Source organism: Fervidobacterium gondwanense DSM 13020 (assembly GCF_900143265.1).
Taxonomy (GTDB): Bacteria; Thermotogota; Thermotogae; order Thermotogales; family Fervidobacteriaceae; genus Fervidobacterium; species Fervidobacterium gondwanense.
The window spans coordinates 121,586-138,272 of the sequence record NZ_FRDJ01000001.1; the positions used below are offsets into that span (position 1 = coordinate 121,586).

At 38.3% G+C, this 16,687-nt stretch carries 14 protein-coding genes and 1 pseudogene; 3 read left to right on the forward strand and 12 right to left on the reverse strand.

Annotation, left to right across the window (positions count from 1 at the left end; translation table 11 throughout):
• Positions 1 to 15: 15 nt before the first annotated feature.
• The 7 genes and pseudogenes from BUA11_RS00550 to BUA11_RS00580 form a co-directional block, all read right to left on the reverse strand.
• The gene (locus tag BUA11_RS00550) at positions 16 to 1,110 is read right to left on the reverse strand and encodes a LegC family aminotransferase (protein WP_072757243.1); all 1,095 of its coding nucleotides are present in this window, start codon (positions 1,108 to 1,110) and stop codon (positions 16 to 18) included.
• A gap of 15 nt (positions 1,111 to 1,125) precedes the next feature.
• A complete protein-coding gene (locus tag BUA11_RS00555) occupies positions 1,126 to 2,097 on the reverse strand; it encodes an NAD-dependent 4,6-dehydratase LegB (protein ID WP_072757245.1) in 972 nt (323 codons plus the stop codon).
• On the reverse strand, positions 2,094 to 3,239 hold the full coding sequence (locus tag BUA11_RS00560; protein WP_072757248.1) for a glycosyltransferase family 4 protein: 1,146 nt from the start codon (positions 3,237 to 3,239) through the stop codon (positions 2,094 to 2,096). The genes BUA11_RS00555 and BUA11_RS00560 overlap by 4 nt, the downstream gene beginning before the upstream one ends.
• 27 nt (positions 3,240 to 3,266) lie before the next feature.
• Positions 3,267 to 4,037 carry a glycosyltransferase family 4 protein gene (locus tag BUA11_RS00565; protein ID WP_072757251.1) on the reverse strand — a complete coding sequence of 257 codons (771 nt, stop codon included), beginning with the start codon at positions 4,035 to 4,037 and terminating at the stop codon, positions 3,267 to 3,269.
• A gap of 162 nt (positions 4,038 to 4,199) precedes the next feature.
• Positions 4,200 to 5,369 (reverse strand): hypothetical protein, encoded by a 1,170-nt coding sequence (locus BUA11_RS00570; protein WP_072757254.1) that lies wholly within the window; start codon positions 5,367 to 5,369, stop codon positions 4,200 to 4,202.
• A 159-nt stretch (positions 5,370 to 5,528) separates the two neighbouring features.
• Positions 5,529 to 6,607, reverse strand: a pseudogene (gene wecB, locus BUA11_RS00575) (non-hydrolyzing UDP-N-acetylglucosamine 2-epimerase).
• A 49-nt stretch (positions 6,608 to 6,656) separates the two neighbouring features.
• Complete coding sequence (locus BUA11_RS00580; protein WP_072757256.1) at positions 6,657 to 7,832, reverse strand: glycosyltransferase; 1,176 nt, start codon at positions 7,830 to 7,832, stop codon at positions 6,657 to 6,659.
• Between the two features lie 771 nt (positions 7,833 to 8,603).
• On the opposite strand from BUA11_RS00580, the gene BUA11_RS10315 reads away from it, so the two are divergent.
• Positions 8,604 to 8,768 (forward strand): hypothetical protein, encoded by a 165-nt coding sequence (locus tag BUA11_RS10315; RefSeq protein WP_178137728.1) that lies wholly within the window; start codon positions 8,604 to 8,606, stop codon positions 8,766 to 8,768.
• Positions 8,769 to 8,770: 2 nt separating this feature from the next.
• On the opposite strand, the gene BUA11_RS00590 is transcribed toward BUA11_RS10315, so the two are convergent.
• Both BUA11_RS00590 and wecB (BUA11_RS00595) read right to left on the reverse strand, forming a co-directional pair.
• On the reverse strand, positions 8,771 to 9,997 hold the full coding sequence (locus BUA11_RS00590; protein ID WP_072757260.1) for a glycosyltransferase: 1,227 nt from the start codon (positions 9,995 to 9,997) through the stop codon (positions 8,771 to 8,773).
• 682 nt (positions 9,998 to 10,679) lie between these two features.
• The gene (gene wecB, locus BUA11_RS00595; protein ID WP_072757262.1) at positions 10,680 to 11,807 is read right to left on the reverse strand and encodes a non-hydrolyzing UDP-N-acetylglucosamine 2-epimerase; all 1,128 of its coding nucleotides are present in this window, start codon (positions 11,805 to 11,807) and stop codon (positions 10,680 to 10,682) included.
• 221 nt (positions 11,808 to 12,028) lie between these two features.
• On the opposite strand from wecB (BUA11_RS00595), the gene BUA11_RS00600 reads away from it, so the two are divergent.
• Positions 12,029 to 13,021, forward strand: coding sequence for an IS110 family transposase (locus BUA11_RS00600; RefSeq protein ID WP_245789398.1), 993 nt, complete (start codon positions 12,029 to 12,031; stop codon positions 13,019 to 13,021).
• Positions 12,958 to 13,224: a transposase gene (locus BUA11_RS10410; protein WP_245789443.1), complete on the forward strand. Its 267-nt coding sequence runs from the start codon at positions 12,958 to 12,960 to the stop codon at positions 13,222 to 13,224. The genes BUA11_RS00600 and BUA11_RS10410 overlap by 64 nt, the downstream gene beginning before the upstream one ends.
• A 10-nt stretch (positions 13,225 to 13,234) precedes the next feature.
• On the opposite strand, the gene BUA11_RS00605 is transcribed toward BUA11_RS10410, so the two are convergent.
• Genes BUA11_RS00605 through BUA11_RS00615 form a run of 3 tightly spaced genes read right to left on the reverse strand, consistent with a single transcriptional unit; the run spans position 13,235 to position 16,673 of the window.
• Positions 13,235 to 14,350 (reverse strand): capsular polysaccharide biosynthesis protein CapF, encoded by a 1,116-nt coding sequence (locus BUA11_RS00605; protein WP_072757264.1) that lies wholly within the window; start codon positions 14,348 to 14,350, stop codon positions 13,235 to 13,237.
• A gap of 15 nt (positions 14,351 to 14,365) precedes the next feature.
• Complete coding sequence (locus tag BUA11_RS00610; protein WP_281246557.1) at positions 14,366 to 15,430, reverse strand: polysaccharide biosynthesis protein; 1,065 nt, start codon at positions 15,428 to 15,430, stop codon at positions 14,366 to 14,368.
• A 1-nt stretch (position 15,431) separates the two neighbouring features.
• A complete protein-coding gene (locus BUA11_RS00615) occupies positions 15,432 to 16,673 on the reverse strand; it encodes a glycosyltransferase family 4 protein (RefSeq protein ID WP_072757266.1) in 1,242 nt (413 codons plus the stop codon).
• Positions 16,674 to 16,687: the final 14 nt, after the last annotated feature.

The following is a 16,687-nucleotide window of genomic DNA, read 5'->3' on the forward strand; positions in this document are numbered from 1 at the left end:
ACATTTGCACCACCATTAAAGAACTTCATTCAACGTTTTCACAACGTACTCTATACCTTTTTCTGTATTCAGTGTAGAAGCTGGAAGGTTCAGCCCTCTTTTGTAAATATCATATGCGTTCTTGTACTCTCCCTCTCTGTACTGCTGGTACATCGGGAACTCCACTATCGGCATGAATATCCTGCGCGTCGGTATTCCTTTCTCGGCAAGAAGTTTCTGGACTTCCTGAACAGATTTATCACCTTTCAACTTTATTGAGAAGAGCCAGTAAGAACTTTCAGCTCCGGGATAAGAGCCTTGAAATTCAACGTTGAGGTTATTTCTCAACCCCTCGGTGTAAATCTGTGCGAATCTTCTCTTCATTTCAAGAAATTGCGGAAACCTCTCGAACTGTGCAAGTCCTAAACTTGCTTCTAAATTCGTCATTCTGTAGTTAAATCCAATCTCTGGATGGTAGTATCCCCTCGATGTGTCTCTTGCCTGATTTGCAAGGAATTTGATGTGGTTTGCCTTCTTCTCGTCATCAGTTACTACCATACCTCCACCGCCGGTCGTAATTATCTTATTTCCGTTAAAACTGAAAACTCCCATTACACCAAACGTACCGGTAAATCTTTCTTTGTACGTTGCGCCGAGACTTTCCGTGGCATCCTCTATTACAGGAATTCCATATCTTCTTGATATATCCATTATCCTATCCATATCGCACGGATTTCCGTACAGATGGACCGGAATTATCGCTTTTGTGCGTGGGGTAATGTACTTTTCTATCTCATCAGGGTCGATAGTCCAAGTTTCAGGATCTACGTCAACGAACACAGGTCTTGCACCAACATACATTATTGGATTCACCGTGGCAATAAAAGTCAAAACAGGAACAATGACTTCGTCACCCGGACCTATACCCAGTTCGTACAGAGCCAAATGCAGTGCGCTCGTTCCGCTTTGTGTAGAAACAGCTCTCTTCACGCCAAGGTATTCTGCAAATCTATTCTCAAAAGTTCCAATATTTGGTCCTACTGACGACACGTAACCTGAATCTATGCACTCACACAGGTATTTCTTCTCCAATTCACCAACGTTTGGATCGTCAAGATATACCTTTACCATTCCACGCCCCTCCAATTAGACGTTATATATATCAGGTTTGTAATACTGAAGATTAGCCTTCAACCACGCTATCGTTTCCCTTAATCCTTCATCAAGGCTGTACCTCGCCTGCCATCCGGTTATTTCCTTAGTCTTTTGCGGATTTGACAGTAAACGCTCGACTTCAGATTTTTCAGGCCTCAATCTCTCTTTCTCTTGGATAATTTCAATCTCAACCCCCATAATATTTGCTATCTTCCTTACTAAATCGCCGATAGAAATTTCAGTTCCTGTTCCAAGATTATAAACATCCCCGATTGTATCTGGATGTAGCCCAACAGCCAAGAAACCTTCCACAGTGTCTTTTACATACGTCAAATCGCGTGTTGGAGCCAAATTTCCTAATTTAATCTGCCTCTTTCCAGAAAGTATCTGCGTTATTATGGTTGGAATCACAGCCCTTGCGGACTGCCTTGGACCGTATGTATTGAAAGGTCTAACTATGGTCACAGGCGTATCAAATGACCTATAATATGAAAGCGCAAGCAAATCCGCCGCCGCTTTACTTGCCGCATATGGTGATTGCGGGTTGTAAGGATGTTTTTCATCGATCGGCACATACTGAGCTGTTCCATATATCTCACTTGTAGAGGTTATCACTATCCTTTGCAGGTTCAACTTCCTTGCAGCTTCTAAAACGTTGTAGGTTCCTTCTATATTCGTCTTTATATATGCTAATGGTGAAATGTATGAATAAGGAATCCCAATCAGCGCTGCTAAATGGAAGACTACATCAACACCTTTCATTGCATCGTACACAGAATCAAAATCCCTTACATCGCCTGTATAGACCTCTATCTTGTCAAGGCATTCCAACGTCTCAAGCCATCCCCACTCATTTTTAAAATTGTACCTGACAAACGCTCTAACATCAAAACCTTTTTCTACTAAAAGCTCAACCAAATGAGAACCAATAAATCCTTCGGAACCTGTAACCAAAATTTTCATATTTTTCCCTCCAGTAGATTGTCATATATTGTCAAGAAGTTATTAGCTACCTCCTCCCAATCACATCTTTTAGCAATAATTTTCTTGTTGACGACTGTCTTCTCCTTAAGTTCATATAGATTTTCTATTACATATGCAATCTTTGAAGACAACAATCCTGGTCCAAGGCGTGGTATAGTTTCAAAATATGCGCCTTCTCTTTTCAGTTCACTGTAATCCAACCACTCACCATTTATAACAATGCTCCCAGCATACAAGCTTTCTTGCATGGAAGCAGACAAAGCGTCAGAAACTTGAACATTCACCATTATGTCTGTTGCTTTCCTCAAAACTGCCACTTCCCGATCCGACATTTGCTCTTCCAGAATAGAGTACTTTATACCCCTCGATTTAAACTTCTCCTCACAGTATTGCTTTACCTTTTCTCTGTGTTCGACATTGCCATAGGTCATTGGGAGGAAGACGAAAATGTTTTTAAAAGTATTGTAAAGTTTAACAACCTCGTCAATCATATACATATGATTCTTTCCTGGATCTGCTGAATATCCAAGCGTCAGAACAATGTTGTTCGCCGCTATCGAAAACCGCTTCTTAAATTTCTCAATTTCTTCCATACTCACTTGATCAATAACCTTCAAATCAATTGGAACTGCAAATTTTGTCAGAAAGACCTTCTTATCCCTAACATCAAAAATCTTATAGAAATCATCTATCATTTTCTCAGAAGTTACGGTAACCACATCAGCACGCTTTATTACACTCTTTTGAATGATTTTCTTTATCATTGGAGTTCCCGAAATCCTATAAAGATCCGAACCCCAAAAAGTAACTACCAGTTTGCCCTTTCTAAACAGTTTACTCCACATAACGTACAAAATAGTCGGAGCATTAAAATAGTGTATGTGAACAATATCTGGATGTTCAGCTGCAACTCTATCTATGATTTTTCTGGTATTGATAAGCTTTCTCAAGGAATTTTTCGTCTCAGGCAAAGCATAGATTTCAAGACCGTTATGTATATACTTTAGACCACTCAGCACATAAAAGTTCAAGCGTACATCTCCTGCGCGTGACAAGCTCTCTAATAGTTTTCTGATATATATGCTGTTGTAATTACCAATGATCAGCACTTTCTTATTCAAATTCCACCCACCCTCTTTCAAAGAATACTAAACGAGCAATAAGGTATATACTTTAAGAACAAGAACGTACCTTTTGGTTATTTGTTCCAATTCTCTGTGTTCGACATTGCCATAGGTCATTGGGAGGAAGACGAAAATGTTTTTAAAAGTATTGTATAGCTTAACAATCTCATCAATCATATACATATGCTTCTTTCCTGGATCTGCTGAATAGCCCAGAGTGATAATTATTTCATTTTCCCCGACAGAAAATCTTCTTCTGAACCATCGAAGCTTGTCTTCACTCAGTGAATCTATGATCGATAGGTCAATTGGTATTGCAAACCTGGTTAGTAAAATTGGCTTATCCTCGAATCCGAATATTTTCTGAAAGTCATTTTTCATCTTGGGAGAAACCACCGTAATAATGTCTGCACGTTTTATCAGGAACTTCTGAAGTAATTTTTTAAGTAGTGATCTTGTTGGGTATCTATAAAGATCAGACCCCCACAGCGTAATTATTACTTTAGCGTCTTTTAATAAACTTTTGTAGAAAACATTTAACGGATCAAGAAAATGTATGTGTACTACGTCAGGTTTTTCAGAAGAGATTTTTTTAGAGATATAAATCGCATTGAAAATCCTTTGGATACATTTTTTCGGAACTGAGCATTCGTCAAACTGATCACTACTATAAAGACGTTTACCATCGCTCACTAAGCCAAAACTATATCGCTTTTTTCCTGCGACTACGAGATTGTCAAAGAGTTTTCTTAAGAAAATGCCCCTGCAATCTCCAATAATCAATACTTTCCTCATAACTTTGCTTTCATCCTCTCCAGTCTATGAGATTTTGTTGCATGGAAACTCAAAACTTACGCGGAATCCATCATTCCATTTCCAACGAAGCGGTAAAATAAATCCTAAGTGGTTTATAACCCCATATTTAGCCACGTATTAGACATTTCATTCTCGAGCAAGCTACGGTTTCATGTTATAACGTCGACAGCCAGCACATAGTAAGAAGAATGCGTATATTATCGTTATAAAAACAACTCTGGGTACTAGAAATCCTATATAAAACGTATGGAGACTCCCCATGTAAAGCCCGGTTAAGATGAACAGTAAGAAGAAATTTTTTTCTACGTCGTCAAACAATCGCCTTTCAACAGCTATCCTAATAAAAAGTCTAAGGTAAAGTACAAAATAGAAAATAGCAAACCAATACCAAGCGTATACGTCAATATCGTAGAGGAAGGAGTACAAACTAAACCTTGGTACAAGTCCCTTAAACGCTGAATAAAGAATAACAGGGGTAAAATTTTGAGCAAGTATTATCGGTAAGCGATGAATGTTAAGTCCGTTGAGTGCGTAAAAGAGTCCGATAACACCGAAAGTAATCAAGACCGCCTTGAGATAATTCAGATTATTCTGTCTGACAGCGTGTTCGTCTTTCCCAAGAACACTATTATTGCTTGTTAAATGGCTACGTTGAGGTATCAATAACCACGCTAAAATATGAGGAACAAACATGTATAAACGAATTAACGATTGAACAATGGTAACACAAACGAACACCTTTATATCTTTTTTGTATGATGAAAGAACGGCAAGAAGCAAAAAGTTGTATATCCATATGTCCCTAAGCCAAGAAGCACCGCTCATTATAACATTAGGATTCAAAAGCATGATAAGCGTGAATGCAAGGCTTCTGTTGGGGTCTAACATAAGCACGCTGTTTAAAATTCTAAACAACAGTACAGAAAAAGTTAATAAACCCGGAAAACCGGTAAAAAAAAGAACTGACCACCAATTCCTGTCGTCCCTGACAAAAGTCTTCCTAATAAAGCTTGTATAATATCCCCAAAAATTCAAGTTTTCTGGTAATCGATACTTTACAAATCTATCAAACCGATACCTTAGCGCTTCAGTAAACCCTTCTTGAGGCGAAAAGTTAAAGTAAAAAAGCTCGTCGGTGTAAAAACTTGGCTCACGAGAAATTTCAGTGGTGTCAAGTAAAGTGACGTAATCAGGCAGCTCCTCATTCTTTTCTGAAATCTCGATACGTAACAAAATAAATACTATTCCTATTAGGGTGGACAAAAACAATAAGAAGAGATAGTACCCAATAATTCGTTTTTTTGCCATCATTTCACGCCCTCTTTATCCTTTAACTTTCAGAAAACTTGAACACAGCATATTCACAATGCAAAGCAGTATGTGTGATTCGCAACATCCAAAGGTTAACTGTTCAGTCGCACCTCTTCTCATAGGAATCATGCTTAGACTTCCTCACGAACTTGAAATGAGTTAGAATTTGGAACGCAAAATTTCTCCTACTATCGCTGCAGGGTCACCAGTCCCTGAAACTTCTTCATGATATTTCACTTTGCATTCACACATAACTATCTTGTACAATTCATCCTTATCAGCTAACCTGTTCAAACGAATATCGACCAACTCTTTGCAACCTGTATCATTCATTAATACCACCGCTTGCTTTTTTGCAAAATACGCCTCCTTCTGCAGCCCCCCGCTGCCCGTTATCACTTTCCAACTCCTCTTCACCAAACCCATCAAATTCAAATAATCCACAGGCTCTATCACCGTTATGTCTTTCAAGTAATTCTGCAACCCAAACTCCTCTACCCTCTTTCTTGTCCTCGGATGGATCGGAAAGACGATCTTCTTCTCTTTCGCTATTTTGTTCAACTGCTCAGGTATCTTTTTGAGTCTCTCCCTGTTATCAACATTGAAATCCCTGTGCAGCGTTACGACTATTTATTCCCTTTCTTTCAACTTTAGCTCTTCATATATTTCATATTTAAACCTCGGCTCCATCTCGAGGTATAAATCGTACATCACATCCCCTACAAAGTATACACCTTTCGTTATTCCTCCTCTTTCCAAATTCTTCACTGCCAGCTCGATTGGGCAGAACAATAAACTTGATACATGGTCTGTTAATACCCTGTTTATTTCTTCCGGCATATCTTTTGGCTCTTGCCTTATCCCCGCTTCAACATGCGCTACTGGTATCTTCAGCTTCGCCCCAACTATTGCACCTGCAAGTGTTGTGTTTGTATCACCATACACCAATATCATATCTGGCTCTTCTTTCAATACCACCTTCTCAAACTCGATCATTATCTTCCCTGTCATCTCACCATGTAATCCTGAACCAACGTTCAAAAAGTAATCAGGCTTCTTTATCTCAAGTGTTTCAAAATCTCAAGTGTTTCAAAAAACACATCCGACATGTTGAAGTCGTAGTACTGTCCGGAATGTACAAGCACCTCGGTTATGTCAGGATATTTTTTCAGTTCCCTGTGTACTACTGCTTCCTTGATAAATTGTGGCCTCGCTCCGACTAATGAAAGTATTCTCATTTTATTCCTCTTTTATTCCTCTTCAAGACTACCATTACATCCAAGTTCTTCACTCCCCACCTGTGCTTATTGATTCTTGAATCCTTTCTATTACCTGATGTAGTTTCATATCCCACGTGAGGTTTTCCTCAGCATACTTCCTCATTTGTTCTGGATAATCTGGATATTGCTCGCGGATTCTCTCGTAAAACCTTATAATTTCAAGCACATCGATTGGCTCTTCATTAGATTGTACTTTGAGTGCAAACGGGAACTGTTCAGGAAAATCTGAATCAGATGTTGCATGCAGAAACGGCAAACCGCACGCACAGTATTCCCTTAGCTTAAGTTCTGACGTAGTAAACATATTCTTACGATGATTGCCAAGCGAACCGATTCCAACATGTCTTTTCTTATAAACTTCGTACAATTCGTTGCCAGACTTCCTTCCGTGGAAAAACACGTGAGAATCAAGCTTCAGCTTCTCGGTAAGATTCCTGAGAGCGCTAAGTTCAGGACCATCTCCAACCACATGAAAATTCACTTCAAACCCCTTTGACGAAGCGTAATATTCTGCAAGACCTCTAAGAAGTCTGTCGTATCCATGCCAGTAGGAAACGTTTGCTACACCAATGAGATTCAGTTGTTTAGTAAATGCAGGTGGGCCGATCAGCGGTACCTCCGAAAGATCTATTCCGTTTGAGGTTTCAAGTACTTTGTGCTCAAACCCTTTCAACGATTCAGATATTTCACCGATTGCCACAATCAGATCAGCAATTGAATAGATAGCTTGATGATATTTTGCGTAACTCAAGTACAAGTATCTTCCTGCTACGCCTTTGTTAGAATACTCTTTAAGAAAAGTTGAGGTAGGTATTTCTATGGCAACTTTATAATTCTCTTTTTTCAGGCAACTCAGTAAGTTTAAGAAAGATTTATTATAAAGTGTACATCTTAGGTATGCTATTCTCTGCCCTGAATCGTAGGATATGACAAATGGTAAGACCTTTCGAAGTTTCTTATAGTATAGAAGCTTATCAAACTTGTTTCGCAACGCAAACAAATTGGCAGCAAGTTCATACGTCCTACTTCCCTCAATATGACTTACTCTGACGTTTCCACCAGAGTTCCAAACAAGGATTGTTGGACTATTCAACAGATTTGAAAACGCTTTGGCTTGTGCGAATACTTTTTTCTTAACCCCGACCAGTCGTTCAAGATCCTCTAAAGTTGAAATATACAACATGTACTGGAATGTCGCCTCCTTCTTAGATAACAGAATGTTTTCTGTGTCCACTAATTGTGGTCGAGTTACCTTACAGATAGGAAAATGGATGATAACGGCATTAGTAAAAGCAAAGCATATTCGAGCATGAACCAGTTTTTTCTATGAGTATCTTGCAAATTAAGACTCTCTCTTAAGTTAATTCCAAAAAGCACAAATGTAGTTAAACAGTAGATAACTCCCCTAAAACGAAGTTCTGTTGATCCACCGTATAAATAACCACACACGCAAGCGATACCGAACGGTAAAATGTGAATGCGAAACCATATTTCCTTTTCTTCGCACTAGGTGAAAGTGCAGTAATTATGGCTAACAAATAGAGTGGAAACAAGAAATACCGTACAAGTGTTCCAAAGAATGCTGGTAAACTTCCAATATAGGTAAAATAGGAAAAGTACGACGCTCCGAAGAGTCCCTTATTGGTCAGAATAGATGACAGAAATTCCAATGAACATGTTTACTCCCATTTTGTGATCACCTGTCTCGTTTACAGCGTTTGTAATTCTGTAGGCAATCTCAAACAAGAGTGTGAAAATAAGCATTAAAAGATTCGAATAAATAATCCGATCGTTCGCGAGTAGCTTAGTATTTGACCAGGGAAATTTGTCTGCCAAATACTGGAGTAGCGGAGCGTAAAACATAAGCATAAGCATAAAAATATAATAAATTTCCCTCAGACTGTATCCTATAGGTGATACCGTGGACAGCTGAAACAAAAAGATAAAACCATTGATGAGAAATGCCAATATAACAAAAACATTATCTCTGTATAACTATCCGCAGTTGAGAAAAGCTGTTGTACTTAAAACAAATAATACAGCTATATTCATAAGGTCTTTAAGACGATACACAGGTCGATTGGTTGCGGTTGTGTACAGATACCTTTCAGTCCTCTAGATTCACTCCAAAAATATAGATTGTATATCTTCGTAAAGATTTATATAGTTTAAGGTAAGGCTTTCCTTAGACATTATTTTTCCATTGCATTCCCGGATATTAACTTCTTTCATACTGAAATTTCCCTGAAAGATTTTCCTGCTTCTTATAATTTCGAGGATTGACATAACGCTTCTACTTCTCAAACATATACCTGTTTTCTCTGAGATTAGGGTTTCACAAGCCCCGCCTGAATCAAAAGTTATCGTAAATGTTCCACACGCCTGAGCTTCTAAATTGACTGTTGGATAATTGTCTTCCAACGTTGGATTGAGGAAAACATCCGCAGCTGTATATATTTCAGCAAGTTCCTTAGCACTGTTCGTTCTTCTTATGCCTATAAAATTCTTCGGTAGTTTTTTTATTTGCCTTTCTGATAGACCCACCAATACTATCACTTCATCGTCATTTAGATAATCTGAAAGTTCTAAAAAGTAGTGTAATCCTTTTCTTTCCTCCCATTTGTTTGCTACGCCAAGAATAATGAATTTTCCTTCAAGCCCGTATTTTTTTCGAAATTCTCCAAAAGTTGGTTTGAATACATCTGTGTCTATCCCATTGTGAATGACTCGAATTGGATATTCTGATAAGAACGATTGCTTGACGATTTCAGCAAGCCATTTCGATGGTGTCACAATTGTAAGGTTCTTCAATCCAGTGAAGAGTTTTTTCTTTTTTTTGTGACTGTATGCAGAATTGTCCAAAAGAACACTTTTCGGATACTTACTCTTCTCAGGACACCTGTAACATCCCGTCTTCCACTTTTCGCATTGTGCAAACGTGAAATGTGCACAGTGCCCAGTAATAGGCCAGCAGTCATGGAAAGTCCAAACAATAGGTTTATGAAAGTCCTTTAGAAATGAGAAAAGAACTTCTATGTTAATGTAATAACCATGTATATTGTGAAGATGCACTATATCTGGATTTGTACGTTCAAGCCATTTTATAAACTTTCTTGTTGCACTTTTAGAACCAAAGCCATGAAGGTCGAAAAATCTTGTGAGAAAAACGTGATAGTAGACGTCCAGTTTATTACCAATCCGTACTGCGGCGTCACAATTTGCTGATCTTCCACGTCCGTATGTAACATAACTTTCATGTCCAGCCTTTGTTAATGCTTCGTGTATTTGCCAAACAATTCTTCCAGTGCTTCCAGCTCCGCAAACACTATTTATTTGAAGAATCTTCAACTTTATCTCCTCCAAGCATTAGAAGCTGAAGCTATTACGTTCGTAAATATGAGAGATCACCAAAGAACCTGCTTTATCCTAGCCTGACACATATCATTAGATAGCAGACACGTATTTCGTAAGATTTTGTGGAGATTGTTGAAAGTAATAAGAAAACACAGTGTTGGATGACTATTAGAATATCGATACAGAACCTTTTCGGTCTGTAATGCCAAAACATCTGGCATTAAGCCAATTTAGGTATTTATCATAGGACATGTTATCATCTTTTAAGAATTATAATGACGAGATTCATGAACCAGAAATCCACTTATGTGGTGATAGCTGCTTCATGTCTGTACGTATTTGTTTCCGTATACGTGAAAGAAAGATCTAAAATGAGCCTATCTGATATTTACAAATCTCTTATGGTTTAGTGCGAGCAATGAATAACTCTCAGACTGTTTTGTATAACATCTCTATATCAATATCGTGTTGTGTACCTTTATAGGTCACCTAACAATTCTCCTAAGCAATTACTATAAAACTGTCCATCGAACGCTTACTTCAGCATAATACCATAGACACAATAACATGTACAACCAAGTCAATGACTTTCCTCCACGATACTCCGAAAGCTAACAGCAAGACTTCTTAACCAATTAATCAAGTGTCTAACAATGGTCAACTAAAAACTGCCCTTTTACCTATTAAGCCACACAACCCTGTTCACATAGTCTGTATACGAAAGAATTATTCTCAACACCTTTTCTGACACATTTGGCACAAAGTAGTCTCTAACTGGTTGAATTGACTCACCACTCTGATTTTCCAAAATCGCTAATCCTTGCAGTATTCGTTCTTTTTTCACGCCAACCATCATAACAGTTCCTTCTTCCATTGCTTCTGGGCGTTCGTGAGCTTCTCTGATGTTAAGCGCTCTGAGTTTTAGTATAGACGTTTCCTCACTAATCGTTCCACTGTCACTGAGAACACATTTTGCGTTCATTTGAAGTTTTACGTAATCTATAAACCCCAGAGCAGGCAAAACCCGTACAAGTTCAGAGAATTTTATGCCTTTCTTTTCAAGCCTTTTGCGAGTTCTTGGATGAGCACTGAAAATGATTGGAAGCTTGTAGATATCTGCGATAGTGTTGATCGAATCAGCCAGTTCCAATAATTTCTCATCAACATCAACATTCTCTTCTCTGTGTGATGAAACAACAAAGTATTCTCCTGGCTCCAATCCGAGTCTTTTTAAAACATCTGATTTTTGTATCTTTGGCATGTTTTTCATTAGAACTTCATACATCGGGCTTCCAATCTTTATAACCCTATCAGGTGGGAACCCTTCCCTTATCAAGTACTCTCTGGAAATTGTGCTATAAGTTAGATTAATATCGGCAATATGATCAACAATACGCCTATTTATTTCTTCTGGAACTCTCTGATCAAAACACCTATTCCCTGCTTCATAATGGAAAACTGGTATATGCCTTCTCTTCGCAGCATACGCACTTAAACAGCTGTTCGTATCGCCGAGCACGAGGAATGCATCAGGTTTTTCTTTTTCTAAAACCGGATCGATGTTCTTCAAGATGTTTGCAACAGTTTCTACTGCATTCTCGCCGGCTGCGTTTAGGAAGTAGTCTGGTTTTCGTAATTCTAAATCCCTGAAGAAAACCTCATTTAGCTCATAGTCATAATTTTGCCCTGTGTGAACAAATATATGCTCTATCGCCTCTGACTCATCAAGCTTCTTTATTATCTCAGACAGTCTTATTATCTCTGGTCGTGTTCCAACAACTGTCATGACTTTGAGTTTTTTCATATCTTAGACCTCCTACGTAAAATTATGGTATAAATATTTTAGTCAAAAGATAGGCAAGGGCAGGACAACTTTTTTCACCTTGGCTTTCAAGCCATTTTTGGAGTCTGTTGCCTGCCTTTAACCATGATAAGTTGATTGGGTTTGAAACCCTTGTCATCATGGAGGTTTGGTTCAGCAGGCACCTGCCCTCGCCTTTCTATCAAACAAAAGGAGGTCATATCATGCATACCAAAGTTTTCTCCATTTTCGTTGGCATTGACGTTTCCAAAGAAAAGTTCAACGTCTGTGCCATTTCCAAGCCTGATTCCATCATTTTCGAGAAAGTTTTCGAGATGTCCAAGCAAGGATTTGCCTCCTTTGTTGACAGTCTTTCTTCTTTCCCCAAAGACTCCATCGTTTTGGCTATGGAGTCTACCGGATGTTATCACCTCAATTTGCTTTCCTTCCTTGCCCTTAACGATTTCTCTTGCATCGTCCTTAACCCTCTTATTGTCAAAGATTCCCCTTCTATTTCTCTTAGAAAGACCAAAACCGACAAAATCGATGCTCGCTCTATCGCTTGCACTTTATTTTACCTTCAACACCAGCTTCCTTCTTCCCCATTCCTCAATCCTGAGTTCCGGGATATTGTTAGGGAACGTGAAAACATCATACATGATATTTCAAGAATCAAGAACAATATCGAAAAGCTTCTTAATCTCCTCTTCCCTGAGCTTGAAAGATTTACCAATATATACAACGATGCTATCTTAGACCTGCTTTCCTCTTTCCCTTCTGCTAAAGCTATTCAAAAGGCTTCTATCAATACTCTGAATGCCTTCTTCTCAAAACCTGCCGGAAGAAAGCCGAAACTTTCTGTTGCTTTTCTAAAAGAACTTGCAAGTAATTCTATCGCTCAATATTGGCCTGTGAATGAGAAGTTACTTATCCAGAGTATCAGAGAGCTCAGATTTTTTCAACAGCAGCTCAAAGAATGCGATGAAATACTTACTCAATATTGCAAATGTTCTTCAATCGATGTAGATATTGAACTACTCACTTCAATTAAAGGCATCGGTCAAAATAGTGCGATGCATTTCTTGGCAGAAGCAAGATTTCAAGGTTCAGTTCCTACAAAAAGCTTATTGCATACTGTGGACTTGATCCAAGCATATATCAATCAGGTAAAAGCAAAATTGAAAGTCATATTTCGAAAAGAGGTAATGCACATTTAAGACGAATAATTTGGCTAATGTCAGTGAGTGTTGTAATACACAACGAATACTTTAGAGAATACTTTGAGAGAAAAAGAGCCCAAGGAATACCGTACAAGAAAGCGATAATGGCAGTAGCGCACAAGCTGTTGAGAACGATGTATGCGATGTTGAAAAAGCGTGAAAAATTCAATGTTGGTTTTGCATTAGCTACTTCTGAATAAATTTTTAATTTTACATAGTTGACTCCAAATAGTATGTATCTGGTCGCTGAGGGTCAAATGGTTCATTTGCCCAGATTATGAAAACCACATCGGAATTGCCAATGTTCGTAATATTGTGCGTATATCCTGGTGGTATGTCAACAACCTCGAGTTTGTTACCGCTTACACGGTATTCTATAACTTCACTACAATCTATTTTTCGGAATCTTATTATAGCTTCTCCGCTTACTACAAGAAATTTCTCAACTTTCGTATGGTGCCAGTGGTTGCCTTTTGTAATTCCAGGCTTTATAACATTCACTGATATTTGACCTCTGTCTTCAGTTTTCAGGAATTCTGTAAAAGAACCTCTTTCATCAGCTTTCATATTCAGCTGGTAGGAAAATTGCTCTTCCGGAAGATAGCTAATGTATGTGCTATAAAGTTTCTTTACAAAATCGTCACCAACATTTGGAACAGAAAGATTCTCTCGTCCCTTTTTGAATGAGTATAGCAAGTCAACTATATCACCTAACTTTACTGTATATTGAGTAGCCACTTCGCAGAACTTACCATCTCTATTTTCACAACCATTTAGTGCGTTTATGAATTCATTGACAACATCGTCTATGTAAACAAGCTTTAAAACAACATTTGGATCGTTCACTGTTATCGGTAGGTCACGAGCTATGTTATAACAGAATGTTGCGATAGCACTATTGTAATTTGGACGGCACCATTTTCCAAAAACGTTCGGTAATCTATAAACAAAAACTTTTGCTCCAGTCTTCCTGCCGTAGTCGAATATCAAGTCCTCTGCCATTCTCTTTGTTCGACCATACGGATTATCCTTCTCTGCTTGAATTGATGATGTGAAAAGAACAGGAATTGGCTTTTCTCTCTTTTCCAATTGAGTGAGAAGATGCTTTGTAAACTCTACGTTTCCTTCTACAAACTCAGACTCTTCTTTGGGCCTGTTAACGCCTGCCAAGTGAAAGACAAAATCACAATCCCGGATGAATTTCCCCAACGAAAGCTCATCCGTTTCTTTGTCAACTTCGTAAATGTCATTATATCCCCTATTTCTAAGTTCTACTATAAGGTTCTTACCTATAAACCCCTTTGCTCCTGTAACAAGAATTCTCACTACATCCACCTCTATTTAGAATGATGGTTCATTGTATGTTGAGGTTTCAAGCTCTCTTCGCACGTATTCAAGGGTCAATAGTTTTTCCTTCACTTCTTCAACGTTGAGTCTCCTCGTGTTTTCTGAGGTATAGTCGTAGTACCTACTCAAATCTGGATCTCCATCTTCAAAGTATTTTTCGTAAAGTAAATCCCTTGTGTCCATTGGTACCCTAAAGAAGTCGCCTAAATCTTCAGCGATCATATGCTCTTCCTTACTAAGTAATGTTTCATGCATTTTTTCACCGTGCCTTATTCCAATTACCTGAATCTCGTTCTGTGCATTGAACAACTCAATCATAGCTTTTGCAAGGTCCCCAATCGTTGCCGCAGGTGATTTCTTTACGAATATATCACCAGGATTGCCGTTTTGGAATGCATACAATACGAGTTCCATAGCTTCGTCTATGCTCATAAGAAAACGAGTCATATTTGGATTGGTTATTGTAATTGGCTGCCTAGTTTTAATTTGTTTGATGAATAACGGAATAACTGACCCACGAGATGCCATGACGTTGCCGTATCTTGTTCCGCATATTAACGTTTTTTCCGGGTCGGCTTGCCTTGATTTTGCACGGATTACCTTTTCCATGAGAGCCTTCGACATTCCCATGGCATTTATTGGATACACCGCTTTATCCGTGGAAAGACAGACTACTTTTCGAACTCCAAATTCAATTGCAGCGGTAAGCACATTATCCGTTCCAATTATGTTAGTCTTAACTGCCTCCATTGGAAAGAATTCGCAGGAAGGAACCTGTTTTAACGCAGCAGCATGGAATATGTAGTCCACGCCTCTCATTACTTTTCGTATGCTTTCCAAATCTCTAACATCGCCAATATAAAACTTAAGCTTTTCGTTTTTGTAAAATCTTCTCATATCATCTTGCTTCTTTTCATCACGCGAGAAAATGCGTATTTCTCGGATCGGAGTGTTCAAAAATCTTTTGACAACAGCATTACCAAATGTTCCTGTTCCGCCTGTTACGAGTAATATCTTATCCTTGAACATCTCGTTTATTTGCTCGTCAGTTAAGAACATCTTATTCCCTCCCGATGATATCTTTGACTAACTTAACGTACTCTGCGGTACATTTCTCTTTTGTGTACTTTTGAAGGTACAACTGCTTTGCATTCTCACCCATTGATTTTCTCTTTTCTGGATTATTATACAATTCTTCAATAACACTCACCAACTGCTTTACGTCTCCATTCTTAATCCAGTATCCTGCATTATACTGAATGAGTTCGCTTGTTATATCCGAAGGTTCATTCATAATAGCAATTATTGGTCTACCAGCCCACATATATGAATATGTCTTGCTTGGTACAGCAAGTCCGACTACACCTGGGGACAAACTCACTACCAAACAATCGCTAAGTTTAAGTGCTTCTTCAAATTGCTTTCCATGTAAGAAATCTAAAATTATGACGTTTTCGAGCTTCTCGGACTGAACAATGGATTTTATCTCAGTCATCTTCACACCATGACCTGCAAGAAGAAACTTTATGTTCTCATGATTCTTAAGAGTTCTTGCAGCTTCAATCAGTGTATCCATATCCTGAGCAATTCCCATATTGCCAAAGTATCCAACTACAAGAGTATTCTCACTTTTTATCGTCTGAATTTTTCCTTCTATTTCTTTATCGTAGCTATCCATTTGGTCCTTACTTTCAAACCAATTAGGGATTATCTCCACCTTTTCTGGCAAAAGCGTAGGTCTGCTTTTCAGGAGGAACTCCTTCATCTCACTGGACAGAACTACAACCTTTTCAACATGTCTAAAAACAATGTTATTAACCCAATTTGCAGCTTTAGCAATCAGACTTCTTTTTGACAATATACCAGTAACATGTGCTATCTCTGGATAAACATCATAGCACACATAAACAAACTTATTCTTAAAAAACACTGAGGACAAAGCTGGGACTATAGGAAGAACAGGTGGATCGGAATAAACGATGATAAGTTCATAATTTCTCAAAGTGAATAAACGAGATAACACAGCAATAGTAAAGGAAAAATAGTTAACCAACCTTCCGATAAAGCTTTTACGATTTGCTTGGATGTACCTTATTCGTCGTATTTTCATACCATTATGTTCTTCTCGTGTTGGTACTTTCTCAAATGCTGTATATTCTTTGGGATACCCGCACAAGACAGAGACATTAATACCATCTTTAACCAACGCTTCAGCAACGTCATATGCCAGGCTTGCAGAAGTTACATATTCTGGATAAAAGTACCTGTGCAAGAACAAGACTTCATGTTTTTTGTTTTTCATTCTACTATGTTCCT

What these genes read in the sequence shown, in the direction of transcription:
- BUA11_RS00550 (WP_072757243.1), bottom strand. Translation starts at nt 1,110, where the DNA reads ATGGTAAAGGTATATCTTGACGATCCAAACGTTGGTGAATTGGAGAAG.
- BUA11_RS00555 (WP_072757245.1), bottom strand. Translation starts at nt 2,097, where the DNA reads ATGAAAATTTTGGTTACAGGTTCCGAAGGATTTATTGGTTCTCATTTG.
- BUA11_RS00565 (WP_072757251.1), bottom strand. Translation starts at nt 4,037, where the DNA reads ATGAGGAAAGTATTGATTATTGGAGATTGCAGGGGCATTTTCTTAAGA.
- BUA11_RS00570 (WP_072757254.1), bottom strand. Translation starts at nt 5,369, where the DNA reads ATGATGGCAAAAAAACGAATTATTGGGTACTATCTCTTCTTATTGTTT.
- BUA11_RS00580 (WP_072757256.1), bottom strand. Translation starts at nt 7,832, where the DNA reads ATGTTGTATATTTCAACTTTAGAGGATCTTGAACGACTGGTCGGGGTT.
- BUA11_RS10315 (WP_178137728.1), top strand. Translation starts at nt 8,604, where the DNA reads ATGAGAAATGCCAATATAACAAAAACATTATCTCTGTATAACTATCCG.
- wecB (WP_072757262.1), bottom strand. Translation starts at nt 11,807, where the DNA reads ATGAAAAAACTCAAAGTCATGACAGTTGTTGGAACACGACCAGAGATA.
- BUA11_RS00600 (WP_245789398.1), top strand. Translation starts at nt 12,029, where the DNA reads ATGCATACCAAAGTTTTCTCCATTTTCGTTGGCATTGACGTTTCCAAA.
- BUA11_RS00610 (WP_281246557.1), bottom strand. Translation starts at nt 15,430, where the DNA reads ATGTTCTTAACTGACGAGCAAATAAACGAGATGTTCAAGGATAAGATA.
- BUA11_RS00615 (WP_072757266.1), bottom strand. Translation starts at nt 16,673, where the DNA reads ATGAAAAACAAAAAACATGAAGTCTTGTTCTTGCACAGGTACTTTTAT.